The organism is Halalkalibacillus halophilus DSM 18494 (assembly GCF_000423105.1).
Lineage (GTDB): Bacteria > Bacillota > Bacilli > Bacillales > Alkalibacillaceae > Halalkalibacillus > Halalkalibacillus halophilus.
In genome coordinates this window covers 139,691-155,532 of record NZ_AUHI01000004.1, presented here as the reverse complement: position 1 = coordinate 155,532, position 15,842 = coordinate 139,691, and the positions used below count along the sequence as shown (strand labels likewise).

The 15,842-nt window shown below is 36.3% G+C and carries 17 protein-coding genes; 6 read left to right on the top strand and 11 right to left on the bottom strand.

Going from position 1 to position 15,842, the window contains the following annotated elements:
• Positions 1-65: 65 nt before the first annotated feature.
• On the bottom strand, positions 66-395 hold the full coding sequence (locus tag G532_RS0100800) for a YlaH-like family protein (RefSeq protein WP_169513887.1): 330 nt from the start codon (positions 393-395) through the stop codon (positions 66-68).
• A 123-nt stretch (positions 396-518) separates the two neighbouring features.
• On the opposite strand from G532_RS0100800, the gene G532_RS14525 reads away from it, so the two are divergent.
• Positions 519-713, top strand: coding sequence for a DUF5325 family protein (locus G532_RS14525; RefSeq protein ID WP_035512340.1), 195 nt, complete (start codon positions 519-521; stop codon positions 711-713).
• Positions 714-734: 21 nt separating this feature from the next.
• On the opposite strand, the gene G532_RS0100790 is transcribed toward G532_RS14525, so the two are convergent.
• Positions 735-1,529: an inositol monophosphatase family protein gene (locus G532_RS0100790; RefSeq protein ID WP_027963059.1), complete on the bottom strand. Its 795-nt coding sequence runs from the start codon at positions 1,527-1,529 to the stop codon at positions 735-737.
• 118 nt (positions 1,530-1,647) lie between these two features.
• Here G532_RS0100790 and G532_RS0100785 point away from each other — a divergent pair, with 118 nt between their 5' ends.
• Positions 1,648-2,289, top strand: coding sequence for a YktB family protein (locus G532_RS0100785; protein ID WP_027963058.1), 642 nt, complete (start codon positions 1,648-1,650; stop codon positions 2,287-2,289).
• A 79-nt stretch (positions 2,290-2,368) separates the two neighbouring features.
• Here G532_RS0100785 and G532_RS0100780 read toward each other — a convergent pair whose 3' ends face one another.
• From G532_RS0100780 to G532_RS0100770, 4 genes are all read right to left on the bottom strand, one after another.
• A complete protein-coding gene (locus tag G532_RS0100780; RefSeq protein WP_027963057.1) occupies positions 2,369-2,638 on the bottom strand; it encodes a UPF0223 family protein in 270 nt (89 codons plus the stop codon).
• An 11-nt stretch (positions 2,639-2,649) separates the two neighbouring features.
• The gene (locus G532_RS0100775) at positions 2,650-3,612 is read right to left on the bottom strand and encodes an NAD(P)H-dependent flavin oxidoreductase (protein ID WP_027963056.1); all 963 of its coding nucleotides are present in this window, start codon (positions 3,610-3,612) and stop codon (positions 2,650-2,652) included.
• Positions 3,613-3,773: 161 nt separating this feature from the next.
• A complete protein-coding gene (locus G532_RS15755) occupies positions 3,774-3,884 on the bottom strand; it encodes a GapA-binding peptide SR1P (RefSeq protein ID WP_084500464.1) in 111 nt (36 codons plus the stop codon).
• Between the two features lie 144 nt (positions 3,885-4,028).
• Positions 4,029-4,937, bottom strand: coding sequence for a polysaccharide deacetylase family protein (locus tag G532_RS0100770; RefSeq protein WP_027963055.1), 909 nt, complete (start codon positions 4,935-4,937; stop codon positions 4,029-4,031).
• 285 nt (positions 4,938-5,222) lie between these two features.
• Here G532_RS0100770 and G532_RS0100765 point away from each other — a divergent pair, with 285 nt between their 5' ends.
• The gene (locus G532_RS0100765; protein WP_027963054.1) at positions 5,223-6,764 is read left to right on the top strand and encodes a glycine betaine uptake BCCT transporter; all 1,542 of its coding nucleotides are present in this window, start codon (positions 5,223-5,225) and stop codon (positions 6,762-6,764) included.
• Between the two features lie 231 nt (positions 6,765-6,995).
• Here G532_RS0100765 and lpdA read toward each other — a convergent pair whose 3' ends face one another.
• The 5 genes from lpdA to G532_RS0100740 all read right to left on the bottom strand — a co-directional run bounded on the left by lpdA (position 6,996) and on the right by G532_RS0100740 (position 12,853).
• Entirely contained in the window at positions 6,996-8,402 is a 1,407-nt protein-coding gene (gene lpdA, locus G532_RS0100760; RefSeq protein ID WP_027963053.1) for a dihydrolipoyl dehydrogenase, read from the bottom strand.
• Between the two features lie 3 nt (positions 8,403-8,405).
• A complete protein-coding gene (locus G532_RS0100755; RefSeq protein ID WP_027963052.1) occupies positions 8,406-9,740 on the bottom strand; it encodes a dihydrolipoamide acetyltransferase family protein in 1,335 nt (444 codons plus the stop codon).
• 34 nt (positions 9,741-9,774) lie between these two features.
• Positions 9,775-10,752: an alpha-ketoacid dehydrogenase subunit beta gene (locus tag G532_RS0100750; protein WP_027963051.1), complete on the bottom strand. Its 978-nt coding sequence runs from the start codon at positions 10,750-10,752 to the stop codon at positions 9,775-9,777.
• 3 nt (positions 10,753-10,755) lie between these two features.
• Positions 10,756-11,799, bottom strand: coding sequence for a pyruvate dehydrogenase (acetyl-transferring) E1 component subunit alpha (gene pdhA / locus G532_RS0100745; protein ID WP_051189022.1), 1,044 nt, complete (start codon positions 11,797-11,799; stop codon positions 10,756-10,758).
• Between the two features lie 394 nt (positions 11,800-12,193).
• The gene (locus G532_RS0100740; protein ID WP_027963049.1) at positions 12,194-12,853 is read right to left on the bottom strand and encodes a YkyA family protein; all 660 of its coding nucleotides are present in this window, start codon (positions 12,851-12,853) and stop codon (positions 12,194-12,196) included.
• A 172-nt stretch (positions 12,854-13,025) separates the two neighbouring features.
• Between G532_RS0100740 and def the strand changes: the two genes are divergently transcribed.
• The 3 genes from def (at position 13,026) to rnjA (ending at position 15,798) form a co-directional block, all read left to right on the top strand.
• Positions 13,026-13,583, top strand: a complete 558-nt coding sequence (def, locus tag G532_RS0100735; RefSeq protein ID WP_027963048.1) for a peptide deformylase — start codon at positions 13,026-13,028, stop codon at positions 13,581-13,583.
• A gap of 333 nt (positions 13,584-13,916) precedes the next feature.
• Entirely contained in the window at positions 13,917-14,126 is a 210-nt protein-coding gene (locus G532_RS0100730; protein ID WP_027963047.1) for a DNA-dependent RNA polymerase subunit epsilon, read from the top strand.
• A gap of 4 nt (positions 14,127-14,130) precedes the next feature.
• Complete coding sequence (rnjA, locus tag G532_RS0100725; protein WP_027963046.1) at positions 14,131-15,798, top strand: ribonuclease J1; 1,668 nt, start codon at positions 14,131-14,133, stop codon at positions 15,796-15,798.
• The last annotated feature ends 44 nt before the right edge of the window (positions 15,799-15,842 follow it).

Here is a 15,842-nt window from a genome sequence, read left to right as displayed (position 1 = left end):
CCTGAATGTAATTAAGTTGTACGTTATAGAAGGTACACTCCTTAATTAACATTCAGGTTTTCTTATTATTTATCGGTTTTTCTTTCTCTGGCTAAACGAAAGCGGTAAGTTCCAAGAATAAAGGCAACAACTATTAGCACTTCAACAATAGGTAGTGATAAGATCGCAAATACTATTAATATGAAACAACCAAGCACTAATACTATGTAAACTAATAATGATTTCAATAAAGGTAATTCTTTTGCGAAACCTAATTTATACGTAATAATTGCTAATACAGCAATGGTTAAAAATAGTAACCAAAAACCCAAGTCTCCTCCAATATCTACTAAAAAGTACCCTTCAATCGGAGAATAACGAAAATGTTGTTCTGCTTCATTGATTCCACTCTCCACGCTAATCGACCTCCTCCAAGTTCCTATTTTATCTTACTAAAATCTAACTGCCCTGACTAGTTTAAAATTAATGTTTTCAAAAATTGTCACATCATGTACACTAAAACTATTGAGGTGAAAGATATGAGTCATCATGCAAAAATGTTATTAATATCTATTGGAGTCGTATTATGTTTCATTCTTACAGCGATCGTCATAAGTTATCGTAATTACTTGCTTGTAGCCTTATTCTTCTTAGCTGGATTTGCGTTAATGGGATATGGTTTCAAGTTAAAGAAAGCTTATAGAGAACAATCGACTAACGAAATAGATGGTTAACTCGTAACTGAGTTAACCATTTTATTTTTCCTTGATAAAGGTAAGAAGGGATTGGTGTATCGCTTTATTGGAGCATAAGACGGGATTGCCGTTTAGCATATCAATTTCACTACCATCGACTTTCGTAGTTATTCCTCCAACTTCTTCGACAAGTATTTTACCTGCTGCAATGTCCCAGGGCGCTAAACGCATCGTGATATAAGCATCAATAATCCCCTCAGCAATAAAAGCAAATTCCAATGCTGCAGAGCCGTACGATCGTGTTCCTTTAACTTTCCTTACTAATTCATGGATTTTAGTTTCATCTAATCTTTTATTTGGAATCGCCCAAAAGTTATTAATTCCAATTAAGGCGTCTTCAAGCGTACGCTCTTGATTAATGGCGGCTAATCTTTCTCCGTTTTTATAAGCACCTTTTCCTTTGATTCCTATATATAAAGAATCCTCCATGACGTCATATATTAATCCATAGAGTCCTTCTCCATCTACATATATACCAATTGAAATAGCAAAGAAACGTCGTTGATGGACAAAGTTCAAGGTCCCATCGATCGGGTCAATTATCCAAACGGTTCCGTCTAAACTAGTAACCTCTTCGCCGACACCTTCTTCTCCCATAACTTGATGATGAGGGAAATGTTCTTTAATTTTATGAATAAAAAATTCCTCTGTATTTTTATCTATTTCTGTTACTAAGTCTGTATGGTCTTTTTTTGTATTTATTTCAAACGGTTGATTCATTTGTTCTCTGATTTGAGCGCCAGCTTCTTGTATCCACTTTTTAGCATGTTCAAATGCATTATTAACTTCTGACATTATATAATCATTACTCCTTTAAGTTAGATTCAATAAAATTCGTCTTACAAAGTTAATTGTAAGTATAACATGAATTACTGTGCTAGAATGGAATGGACTATTGAAATGAGGTGAGGACATGACAAACTTTCAAGGGTTTGATCAAAAAGATTTCGACGTATTTCACATTGATGGATTGGACGAAAGAATGGATGCGCTACGTAGTCGTGTTTCTCCAAAACTTGAAGCAATTGCAAACGCAGTTGAACCTAACATTTCTGCTCTAGCTGGAGATGAAATGTACGTACACGTAGCAAAACATGCTCGTAGAACAAAGAATCCACCAGATGACACATGGGCTGCTTTAGCAAGTAGCAAAAGAGGATATAAAAAGTTACCCCATTTTCAAATCGGAATGTGGGAGTCTCATGTATTTGTTTGGTTTGCTATTATTTATGAAAGTCCAATTAAAACTGACTTTGCAAAAGAATTAAAAGAAAATAAAAATGAAATTCTAACTAAAATACCCGATCATTATGAATGGTCAAAGGATCATACTATTCCAGAAACTTTTTCACATGAGGAAATGAAAAATGGAAAGTTTGATGAATTAGTTGATCGTCTTGAAAATGTAAAAAAGGCGGAAATTCTTTGCGGTCAAACATTTAATAGAGATTCAGAACTTTTAAAAGATGGAGATGCTTTTGTAGAAGAGTGCCAGAAGACGTATCAAAAGTTAATGGAACTTTATAACCTAACCAAGCAAGTCTCTGTTAACTAAAACAAATCTAAAATAGAGCATATTTTTATGACTTAAAACCAAAAGGTTATTTCATGTCATAAAATATGCTCTTTTTCTACTACATATGAAACACAGAATTGTCTGGTTCTGCTTTGGCTTCTTTTACTACTTTATAAGGAACATATCCTGTCTGTTTTTCAAATGATTTAAACATTTGCTTCTCTTCGTCTTTTGCCGGGATCACTGTTTTGAACTGATTATAAGCTTGAATTACTTCACTTGAAGAAACTTTATCCTCATACGCCGCTTCTATTTTATTAAAAAACTCTATTACAATTAATACTTGTTCTGTTGTCCAATCTGGATCGATTGGGTAATGATAATCCACAGAAACCCTCCTTACATATTGCTCCATTTTTTCTGAACCATTTTCATTTCCCTTTTTATTTTTTCAAACAAATCTTGCACAGAAGGTACTTCGTTTATTCTCAAAGATACTTGCCCTGCCCATCCAAAACCAGTGTCGGTTGAACCTTCATAAATATAATCTTTATTTGCATTTCCACTAATTAATTCTTTTAAACCTTCATAACCTACTTCTTCCTGCTCTAATTTTAATATTCGTTCCGTCCATGTATTTTTTAGAGCTCTTGCCGGTTGTCCTATGCTCCTTTTAATAATCACAGTCGATTGCTCATCTGCCTGAAGCAAATCTTGTTTATAAAGTTCGTGGGCATGGACGCATTCTTTAGTGGCAATAAAACGTGTTCCCATTTCGATTCCTTCTGCCCCCAAGGCTAATGCAGCCATGAGTCCCTTACCGTCACTAATACCCCCTGAAGCAATTACAGGGACGTCCACTGCATTTGCCACCTCTGGGGTAAGAACAAAGGTTCCAATGTCATCTTTCCCTATATGGCCCCCACCTTCTTGCCCAACGACCATAATAGCATCTGCTCCCAATTCAGCTGCCTTTATTGCTTGTCTTTTTGCTGCGACTAAAACAAGCACTTTAATACCAGTCCCCTTTACCATATCCATAACGGGCTTTGGATTACCCCCTGTTATTGAAATGACAGGTACTTTTTCATCTATTGCAACTTGCACCATATCTTCAAAAGGGCGGCGCTGTTGGCCGATCGCATAATTGACTCCGAAAGGCCGATCTGTCACTTCTCTAACTTTATGTATCTCAGCTCTAAGCTCATCAGGATTATTCAAACTCATAGCAGTAATTTGACCGAGTCCACCAGCCTTCGAAACTGCAGATGCCAGTTCAGCGTAAGCTAAATACGCTAGCCCACCCTGGATAATTGGAACTTCAATATTTAATAATTTCGTAATTTTAGTATGGGTCACTATTAATTACCTCCTTTTATAAAAATCATACAGATATTTTAACATGATTCAATTTAAATGCAGAAAGCTTAATTAGCTAATTTGTTGTGTAGGTTGACGAAAGTGCCATACTATTAAAAAGAAAAACAACCTAATATGATTTCATTAGGTTGTTTTTCGTATTACTATTTTTTAGGTTTTTCGCAAGAACAATGTGTACTATATAATACCGTAACCTTTTCTACATCAAATACATCAATGACCTTTTGACAGGTAGAACAAAGAATTGTACCCATTTACAAATCCCCTTTGCATTAGTTTTAGTATGTTATAAACATTATAATATGACATACTAATTAATACAATAGGTGAACGTAAAATTATTAATAATTATCTAACACTAAAAAAAGAAGATGAAGTATATCTTCACCTTCTTCTACTTATTTTTGTATTAAGTTTGGATCTAGAATCTCATATCCCTGTTCTCGTAACCCCTCAACAATTCCTTCTAACGCAGCATTTGTCCAAGGGCGATCGTGCATTAATAGATTTGCACCATTCGTTAATAGTTCGGTATTAACCATTATATCTTCTAGTGCTTCTTCTTCCATATAGCCTTCCATAAAGTCATAGCCATAGGACCAGTTCATTAATAGCATGCCTTCTTCTTCTACTACTTCCTTAGCATAGTCCGTGTTAGCTCCATGAGGTGCTCTAAAATATTCAGGTTTCTCTCCTATCACTTCTTCAATCAATTCATTTAAGCTAATTATTTCTTCACGTTGCTCTTCTTCAGATACTTCTTGTAAATTTTGATGGTTATACGTGTGGTTTCCAATGTGGAAGCCCATGTCATGGATTTGTTTAACAATCTCACGAGATTCGTCTGATTGCATAAAAATACCATTAACAAAGAAAATTGCAGAAGCATCCATATCTTTAAGTTTTTCTGCCATTTCTAGAAAATCACCGTCAGGACCATCATCGATTGTTAAAAGAACGACATTTGGATCTGCATCTTCGATTGGACGAAATGACCAGTGATCTGTCATTTCATATTGAGGCTCTATATCTTCCTCTTCCACTTCACTATCAGAAGTGTCTGTGGCCTCGCTGCTGTCTGTATCTTCATCTGAATCTTCTTCTGAAGATTCCTCCCTATGCTCTTCTTCATTCTCGTCTGTTTCATTATCCCCGGAATCTGTTTCTTCTTCCGTACTTTCTGTGTCTTCTACTTCTCCTGTGTCTGTTTCTTCTTGCTCATTTTCTTCCTCTTGTGCATCTTCATCACTACAAGCAACAAATAACACCAAAATGAAAATAAGCATGGTGACTAAAAGCTTCTTCATTTAATGACTCCCCTCAATATGTATTGTTTACATTATATAACACTTAATTCTTATGTGAATAGTCCGTTCTACACGATTTTACAAAAAAAATTTAATTATTAAATTCGTGTCAGATAATTCTATATTATAGAAATTTAATAGTTCTATTTAATTCATTGCAAAATGAGGTGTGTTTTTATATTCTAGGGGATGTGCTTTTTTTGAAATAGCATATTGAATAGAAGATTATATTTATTAACATCCTATTCAAGACCTCTGAGTTAAATAGAAAGGATTGAATTTATTATGAAGCAATCAGTAACAAGAGTATTTTATATCTCTTTAGTTATTGCACTGCTATTTATTATTTGGGGAGTGCTTCCTGAAAGTCTCTTACCAAATGGAAACTTAAATAACGTTACAGAAAATATTCAAGGAATACTTGTTTCAAATTTTGGTTGGTTTTACCTTTTAAGTGCAACAGCCTTTTTAATATTTGCTATATTTTTAGTTGTATCTAAATATGGAAATATTGTGCTAGGAAAAGACGGCGATCAACCAGAGTATAACTATATCACCTGGTTCGGAATGCTATTCAGTGCAGGAATGGGGATAGGTCTTGTTTTCTGGGGAGCTGCAGAACCATTGTCTCACTATAATTCCCCTCCATTTAGTGTAGGGGATGATGATGAAGCTGCTCGCGTCGCTATGAGATATAGCTTTTTCCATTGGGGGCTGCACCCTTGGGGAATTTATGCGATTTTAGCTTTAGCTTTGGCTTACTTTCAATTTAGAAAGGATGCACCAGGGTTAATTAGCAGTACATTAACACCATTGTTTGGTGAACGAATGAATGGTGGCTATGGCACAATAGTAAATGTAATTGCAGTGTTTGCAACAATTTTCGGTGTCGCAACTTCTCTAGGTTTAGGTGCACAACAAATAAGCAGCGGTCTAGGATTTGTTTCAGATAACTTAGAGAACACGATTACCCAACAGTTAATCATCATTGGTATTGTAACAGTATTATTTATGTTATCAGCATTAACCGGTTTAAATAGAGGGATTAAGTATTTAAGCACTACAAATATTATCCTAATGTTTGTTATTTTACTTTTCCTGTTATTTGCTGGTCCAACGAATTTCATCATGAACTTTTTTACAACTTCTCTTGGTAGTTATATTCAAAACTTACCCTCTATGAGTTTTCGTACCACACCATTTAGTGCAGAGGATACGGATTGGTTAGAGGGTTGGACAATCTTTTACTGGGCTTGGTGGATTGCGTGGGCTCCGTTTGTAGGCATGTTTATAGCAAGAGTATCACGTGGTAGAACAGTAAGGGAATTTGTAATTGGGGTATTACTAGTACCTACCGTATTCGGTGCTTTATGGTTCTCAGTATTTGGTGGATCTGCGATTTCTCTTGAATACCATCAGAACATGGATGTCTACTCTGTGATTGGAGAGATCGGTGAAGAAGGCGCTTTATTTACAGTATTAGAAAGTTATCCATTTTCTTTAATTACAACTTTACTTGCGATCTTATTAATTAGTACGTTCTTTATTACATCTGCCGATTCTGCTACGTTTGTATTAGGAATGCAAACGACTGGTGGAAGTCTTAATCCTCAACTAAGAGTTAAGATGGCATGGGGAATCGTACAGTCTGCTACTGCCTCTGTGCTTTTATGGCAAGGAGGACTAGGCGCGCTACAGACCGCGTCAATCATTGCAGCTTTCCCGTTTGTCTTTATCCTGCTGATGATTATCTTCTCATTAGTCAAAGCGTTTAAAGAAGAAGCTAGAAACTATCCTTTAAAAAGGCGAAAAAGAGACGAATTATAAAAAGGAGAGCTTAGGATTTAAATCCTAAGCTCTCTTTTATTTTATAATTAATATAGTTTTGAGGTATGCATATAAGGAATAGAATACCAAGCCCAATGATTTATATGCGTTTCTAATCAGGGTGACGACTTTGCTATTTTTATGAGAACGACGATTATACCAAGAACATATAACATAAATCAGGGGCACCCCTAAAGGAGCACCCCTACATTTGATTTAGAATCAATTTTATTAAGTTGTGTGAATTGGCATACCAATTGCAACGTCAGCTGCTTCCATCACTGTTTCACCTAATGTTGGGTGAGCGTGAATAGTAAGTGCTAAGTCTTCAGCTGTCATTCCAGCTTCAATTGCTAAACCTAATTCAGCAATTAGATCACTTGCATTTGGTCCAGCAACTTGTGCTCCGATTACAAGACCATCAGATTTGCGCGTAATCATTTTCACGAAACCTTCTGAGTCATTAAGAGAAAGTGCACGGCCGTTTGCTCCGAATGGGAACTTAGAAGCTTTTACATCATATCCTGCTTCTTTTGCATCAGCTTCTGTATAACCTACACTTGCTAATTCAGGATCTGAGAATACTACTAAAGGCATTGCAAGATAATCAATTTCACTTTTCTCTCCACTAATTGCTTCAGCTGCTACTTTACCTTCGTAAGAAGCTTTGTGAGCTAGTGGTGGTCCTTCCACAATGTCTCCAATTGCATAGATATTATCTACACTTGACTTACACTGTTTGTCGATTTTGATTAGTCCGTTGTCATCTAATTCAACACCAATTTCATCTAAACCAATTTCATCTGTATTCGGGCGACGTCCAACAGTAACTAGTAAATAATCAGCATCAACTGTTTTCTCTTCCCCTTTTTCTTCATACGTTACTTTTACACCATCATCCGTTTCTTCCACGCCTTGAGCCATTGCTTCTGTTACAACAGAAACTCCCTTTTTCTTCAAGCGTTTTTTAACAAGTTGAGTCATTTGTTTTTCAAATCCACCTAGAATATCTTTTGTTCCTTCCAAGATGGTCACTTCTGTTCCAAAGCTAGCATAAGCGCTACCTAGCTCCGTACCAATATAACCGCCACCGATTACAACCATTTTCTCAGGAATTTCATCAAGTTCTAATGCACCTGTGGAATCAATTACACGGTCAGAATAAGGAAACGGCTTTAATTCAACTGGACGAGAACCAGTAGCAATGATCGAATTATTAAACTTATACGTCTGTGAATTCTTCTCATCCATAACTTTTACTGTATTTTTATCTACAAAGTATACTTCACCTTTTACAATATCAACTTTGTTTGCTTTTAGTAAGCCTTCTACTCCGCCAGTTAGTTTTTCAACTACTGAACCTTTCCATTCTTGAACTTTAGAGAAATCTACAGAAACATTCTCTGCTGTAATCCCCATATCATCTGATCCTGTCGCATGTTCATAACGGTGACCAGCAGCGATTAGTGCTTTAGATGGAACACACCCAACGTTAAGACAAACGCCACCTAAGTTTCCTTTATCTACAATTGTTACTTTTTGTCCCATTTGAGCGGCACGAATAGCGGCTACATAACCACCTGGTCCTGCTCCAACGACAAGAGTATCTACTTCTTCTGGAAAATCTCCTACTACCATAATCTACGCCTCCATCATAATTAATTGTGGATCATTCAATAAACGTTTTACATGATTCATTGCGTGCTGAGCTGTTGCACCATCGATAATACGGTGATCAAAGCTCAAGGATAGTGCTAATACTGGAGCTACAACAACTTCTCCGTCACGAACAACAGCTTCTTCACTAATACGGCCTATGCCTAGAATAGCTACTTCAGGGTGGTTGATCACCGGAGTGAACCATTTACCTCCTGCAGAACCGATATTCGTAATAGAGCTTGATGCTCCTTTCATTTCCTCTGAAGATAGTTTACCATCACGTGCCTTGGTTGCCAACTCGTTGATTTCCGATGAAATTTCAAAGATTGATTTACGATCGGAATCTTTAACAACTGGAACCATTAGACCCTTGTCGGTGTCCGCTGCAATTCCAATATTATAATAATGTTTTTGAATTAATTCTTCTGTATCATCATCAAAAGATGTATTAAGAACTGGATACTTCTTAAGCGTTGATACAAGTGCTTTAACCACATAAGGCAAGAATGTCAGTTTAACGTCTTGCTCTGCTGCAATTTCTTTGAATTTCTTACGATGCGAAACTAACTCACTTACATCAACTTCATCCATAAGCGTAACGTGAGGAGCTGTCTGTTTCGAATTAACCATCGCTTTAGCAATTGCTTTTCGAACTCCACTAATTTTCTCTCGAGTTTCAGGATATTGACCTTCTGTAGGTTGCTTCTTCTCTTGTTTATCTTCTGACTGCTCTTTACTTTCCTCAGTAGAAGATTTAGATTCTTCCTGATCTCCACTTAGGTATTGATCAATATCATCTTTTAGTACACGATTATTTTTGCCACTTCCAGAAACCTTTTGAATATTCACTTCTTGTTCACGTGCATATTTACGTACAGAAGGCATCGCAATTACTCGACTACCATCATCTTCTTCTGAGGAGTCTTCTGAAGATTGCTTCTTCTGATCTTCTTCTGAGTCTTTCTTATCAGACTCTTTTTCTTCTTTTTTCTCTTCAGATTCATCATCTGAGTCTTCTTTTGTTTGATCTGAAGAAGATTCTTCCTCTTCACTCGAATCGTCATCGTCGTCCTCGTAGCCTTCAGCATCAATTTTGACGATTACGTCTCCAACTATAGCAGTTTCACCTTCATCTACTAATACATCCGTTACTGTTCCATCTACGGGTGATGGAATCTCAACAACTGCTTTGTCATTTTGAACTTCACAAAGCACATCATCTTCTTTAATTTCATCACCTTTTTTAATAAACCATTTTGCTATTTCACCTTCATGGATACCTTCACCAATATCAGGGAGTTTAAATTCAAATGCCACAATCTTTCCCTCCTATTCTTCTTAAATAGTTTGATTAAAAGTTTATTGATTCCTTAGCTTTTTCTACAATATCTTTATGATTAGGTAACCAAATCTCTTCTGCTTCTGAGAATGGATATACTGTGTCTGGAGCTGTCACACGTAAGACAGGAGCCTCTAAGTGTAAAATAGCACGTTCTTGAATTTCAGAAACGATACTAGCTGCAATTCCTGCTTTTCGCTGCGCCTCTTGAATAACAACTGCACGACTTGTCTTCTTAACTGACTCTATAATTGTATCTACATCAATTGGTGCAATAGTTCGTAAATCAATTACTTCAGCCTGGATATTCTCTTCTTCTAATTCTTCTGCAGCTTTTAATGCAGCGTGAACCATTGCGCCATAAGCAATTAATGTAATATCTTTACCTTCGCGCTTTGTTTCTGCTTTTCCTAATTCAAGTGTATATTCCTCTTCAGGAACCTCTTCACGGAACGAACGGTATAACTTCATATGTTCTAGGAAAATGACAGGATCATTATCACGAATCGATTGAATTAATAATCCCTTCGCATCATATGGGCCTGATGGAATAACAACTTTTAAACCTGGTTGCTGGGCAAATAATCCTTCTAAGCTATCCGCGTGTAACTCTGGTGTGTGTACACCTCCACCAAAAGGAGAACGAATCGTAATTGGAGCGTGCCACCTTCCACCTGAACGGTAGCGAAAACGCGCTGCTTGTCCACTCACTGCATCCATTGCTTCAAAAACGAAGCCGAAGAATTGTATCTCAGGTACAGGACGAACCCCTTGTGTAGACATACCAACTGCCATACCAATGATGCCTGACTCAGCTAATGGTGTATCAAATACTCGTTCTTCTCCAAACTCTTCTTGTAAACCTTCTGTAGCACGGAATACACCGCCATTTTGGCCAACATCTTCACCAAAAACAAGAACATCTTCATCATTTTTAAGCTCTGTTTGCAATGCATTCGTTATTGCTTGAATCATCGTCATCTGTGCCATGTTCTACTTCGACTCCTTTTCTTTGTACTCTTCCATTTGCTCTTGTAAGTTAGCAGGAAGTTCTTCATACATATTTTCCATCAAATCTGTAACTTTCATCTTATCGTACTTATCTGCTTTTTTAACTGCAGCTTTAATTTCTTCTTTAGCCTTTTCAACTACTGCATTTTCTTGATCCTCAGACCATAAATCTTTCTCTTCTAAATACTTACGGAAGCGAACGATTGGATCCTTTTTCTCCCAATCATCATCCATATCGTCTGTACGATAACGAGTTGGATCATCACCAGCCATAGTGTGAGGACCATATCTGTACGTCATTGTTTCAATTAACGTAGGGCCGTCTCCGTTTATAGCACGCTCACGGGCTTCTTTCGTTACTTGGTAAACAGCTAAAACATCCATACCATCTACTAAGAATCCTGGTATTCCTGCTGCGGCAGCCTTTTGAGAAATTGTGTTAGCTGCAGACTGTTTATCAACTGGAACAGAAATTGCAAACTGATTATTTTGCACAACAAAAATAGCAGGAGCTTGATAAGCACCAGCAAAGTTGATTCCTTCATAGAAATCACCCTGTGAAGCACCGCCGTCACCTGTGTACGTGATTGCTACATTTTCCTTACCTTTTTTCTTCATTCCAACTGCTACACCTGCAGCTTGTGTAATCTGTGCACCAATAATAATCTGTGGGCTTAAGGCATTTACATCGTCGGGCATTTGGTTACCATGAAAGTGTCCGCGTGAAAATAAGAACGCTTGGTATAATGGTAGTCCATGCCAAATTAACTGAGGCACATCACGATATGCTGGTAAAATGAAATCATCTTTCTCTAAAGCATAGTGACTTCCAAGTTGAGAAGCCTCTTGTCCTGCTGTAGGTGCATAGAAACCTAGACGACCTTGACGATTTAAGGCTATCGAACGTTGGTCTAAAACTCTTGTGTAAACCATTCTCTTCATTAATTCTACTAAGTCATCATCAGAAAGATCGGGAACATTATCCTCATCTACAATCTTCCCATTTTCATCTAAAATCTGAATCATTTCAAATTTGTCTTCAATCTTTTCAAGTGGATTTTTAAAACTCACTTAACGTCACCTATCCTCTCTTCTTAAAGTCAATTCAATTATTCCTTACGTACATACCTACCTTATATGTACCCAATAATGTAGCATATTAATCATAGTAACTGTTACATAAGAAATAACCAATTTGATTAGTACAACAATTCCATATCATCAGTTTATCTTATTTATAATTAACTAGTCAAACAGATAATTCAATTGCTTAATGAATAATGTTAGATAAATTAAAATACTTACTGTTTTCTCTATCTGTATTAGTTAATCACACGATCTGTATTATAACAGTTCAAACTTCAAATGATTGTTCTATTTAAAAAAGTGCATTGGCCCAATAGGTCCAATGCACTTTATTTTACTGCTCTGAGAAAGAAACTTCTAATTCTGCAGCTTCATAAAATTCTCTTTTTAAGTCATTAAATTCATTTGTATACTCATTGAATGTTTCTTGTGCTTCTGTGATTTCATCATAACTACTATTCACTTGCTCTACTTGTTGATCAAGTGACTCCCCGTCTAAATCTTCATCGGTTAACATATTATACAATTCCTGATCGTAATCTATAGAATTCATATAAGCGTCAAACAAACCTTGAAAAGCTTCATAACGTTCGTCCATTTTTGCAATCATATCTTCTGCAGCAGGTTGAGCTTCTTCTTCTAAATCCTCTACATAAGATTCAACTTGATCGAACTCTTCTTTAGCTTCATCAATACTATTTTTTTCATCTTCCATTAACTGCTTACGTTCTTCAGATAACTCCAAGGCTTCATTTGCAATACCTTCAACCTCTTCTAGCTCTTCAGAATTCACTTCAATCATTTGATTATAAAGTTCATTCTCTTCTTGCTCTATTCCTACAAGTTCTTCTTGCGCTTCATGGAACCCGCTTTCAATTTCTACAGAGTTCTCTAAATGTTCATACATGTTCTCAGCAGCTTGACCGTCATCAGAACATGCCACTAAAAGAACTGTAATAAACCCAATAACTCCTAATAAAAACAACCTTTTCATCCAGTAACCCCTCTTCCTATGTCTAGATCGTTCCTTTTAATCTAAAAGTTATTATAACACAATATAATAATCAAAAGTATGGATCATTTACGAAGAAAATAAAAAATATGATAAACTGTAAAAATAGAAAATATTATGGATGAACGGTTAGATAGAAAGGATGTCAAAAGACGTGATTACATTGGATCAGATTGTTCGTGAAGGTGCAGATATTTTAAGAGAGAAAGCTGTGGAAGTCTCCATTCCTCCAACAGATGAAGATAAAGAAAACCTTGAAAAAATGATTATGTATTTAAAAAACAGTCAAGATGAAGAGCTCGCAGATAAATATAATTTAAGAGCAGGGGTCGGACTTGCTGCCCCACAAGTGGGTATTTCTAAACGAATGATCGCCGTCCATTTTACGGATGATCGCGATAGAGAATATAGTTATGGATTATTCAACCCTAAAATCGTTAGTCATTCGGTTGAAAAAACATACTTACCTAATGGGGAAGGTTGTCTCTCCGTTGACAGAGATGTACCTGGTATTGTTCCAAGGTATGCGCGGATCACAGTAAAAGCTACTTTGTTAGATGGTAGCGAAAAAAAGTTACGACTAAAGGGATACGCAGCAATTGTCTTTCAACATGAGATTGATCATTTAAATGGGGTTATGTTCTATGATTATATAGATGAAGAAAACCCAATGAACCCTCCAACTGACGCAACACCACTAGAAGACCTTTAAAAGTCCATCACAACAGCACTTTTTTAAGTGGAATTAGTTTAATTGTCTCTTGTAAAAGTATATAATAAATATGTAAAGTAAAAAATAATTAGACGATCACACCTAACCTTAATAAACTTGCATTCATACGATTTCCTAATATATCTTATGGAAGGAGATGTATGATATAATGTTGAAGCGTATTAAAGAGAAAATTAAGAAGCGTTTAAGGAAGCTACTTAAATCCAGAGAAGGAATAAAAACTTGATTTTGTTTATAATGCACATTTGCATTAAATATAGCTATACGGATAGGGACGAGACGTAGAAATTAATTTAACAAGGAGAGAAAAAAATGGTTTTTAAAGTATTATATCAAGAACATGGTGAAGAAGCACCAGTTCGAGAAGAAACAAGAGCAATGTATGTAGATGCAGAAAGTAAACGTGAAGTCCGTGCAAAACTAAAAGACCGCAATATTAACATTGAAAGTGTTCAGGAGCTAAGTGACGCACACTTAGCTTATGAGAAAAAATCTGAAGACTTTAAGATTGAGAGCGTGTAACCTAATGAAGTTTGTAAAAAATGATCAAGTAGCAATCTTTGCATTGGGTGGTCTTGGAGAAATCGGAAAAAATATGTACGGTGTCCAATTCCAAGATGAAATTATTCTTATTGATGCAGGGATCAAGTTCCCAGAAGATGAATTACTAGGAATTGATTATGTTATTCCTGATTACACGTACTTAATTCAAAACCAAGAAAAAATTAAAGGTCTTTTCATTACCCACGGACATGAAGACCACATTGGTGGAATTCCATTTTTATTAAAAGAAATTAATGTACCAATTTATGCTGGTAAATTAGCTCTCGGTTTATTACGTAACAAGCTAGATGAGCACAAATTGCTGCGTTCCACTGAACTTCATGACATTAATGAAGATGATGTGTTTAAGTTTAGAAAGACTTCCGTTTCTTTCTTCCGTACAACACACAGCATTCCAGATTCATTTGGTATTGTAGTGAAGACTCCTCCAGGAAATATCGTACAGACAGGTGATTTCAAGTTTGATTTCACTCCTGTAGGAGAACCTGCTAATTTAACTAAAATGGCTGAAATAGGTGCAGAAGGTGTTTTGTGTCTATTATCTGACAGCACAAACAGTGAAATTCCAGGCTTTACGCTATCAGAGAGAAAAGTCGGAGAAAGCATTCGTGAAATCTTTGATAAAGTAACAGGCAGAATTATTTTTGCTACCTTTGCATCTAACATCTATCGATTACAACAAGTAGTTGAATCTGCAGTTGAAGATGGTCGTAAAATAGCTGTATTTGGAAGAAGTATGGAAAACGCAATACGAATTGGTCAAGAACTTGATTATATTCGTGCACCTAAAGAAACATTCATTGAACCTAATCAAATTAACAAATATCCGAGTGATGAAATTGTTATATTATGTACAGGTTCTCAAGGGGAACCACTTGCTGCATTATCAAGAATAGCAAATGGAACACACCGACAAATTCAAATTCAACCAGATGATACCGTAGTATTCAGCTCGTCACCTATTCCAGGTAATACAATTAGTATTAATCAAAATATTAATAAATTGTATCGTGCTGGTGCAAACGTCATTCACGGATCTCTAAACGATATCCATACATCTGGACACGGTGGACAGGAAGAACAGAAGTTAATGCTTCGTCTTATGAATCCACAGTATTTCATGCCAATTCACGGGGAATACCGTATGCTTGCTGAGCACACGAAGCTCGCCGCACAATGTGGCGTACCGCAAAAGAACAGCTTTGTCATGGATAACGGGGATGTACTCGCTATTGGTAAAAACAAAGTTGGAATTGCAGGGAAGATACCTTCTGGTTCCGTCTATGTTGACGGTAGCGGTATTGGTGATATTGGAAATATTGTTTTACGAGATCGTAGAATTTTATCGGAAGAAGGTCTTGTAATTGTTGTAGTAAGTATTAACATGAAAGAATTCAAAATCGCTTCCGGTCCAGATATCATCTCTAGAGGATTCGTTTATATGAGAGAATCTGGGGACTTAATCAAGGACGCACAGAAGTTGGTTTCAGAACATCTTGATAAAGTGATGGAACGAAGAACAACCCAATGGTCTGAAATTAAAAATGAAATTACAGATACCATTCAACCGTTCTTATATGATAAGACAAAACGTCGTCCAATGATTTTACCTATTATAATGGAAGTATAAAACGTCAAACCTATCCTATATAGCACAAAAAAGTCCAAGCTGGT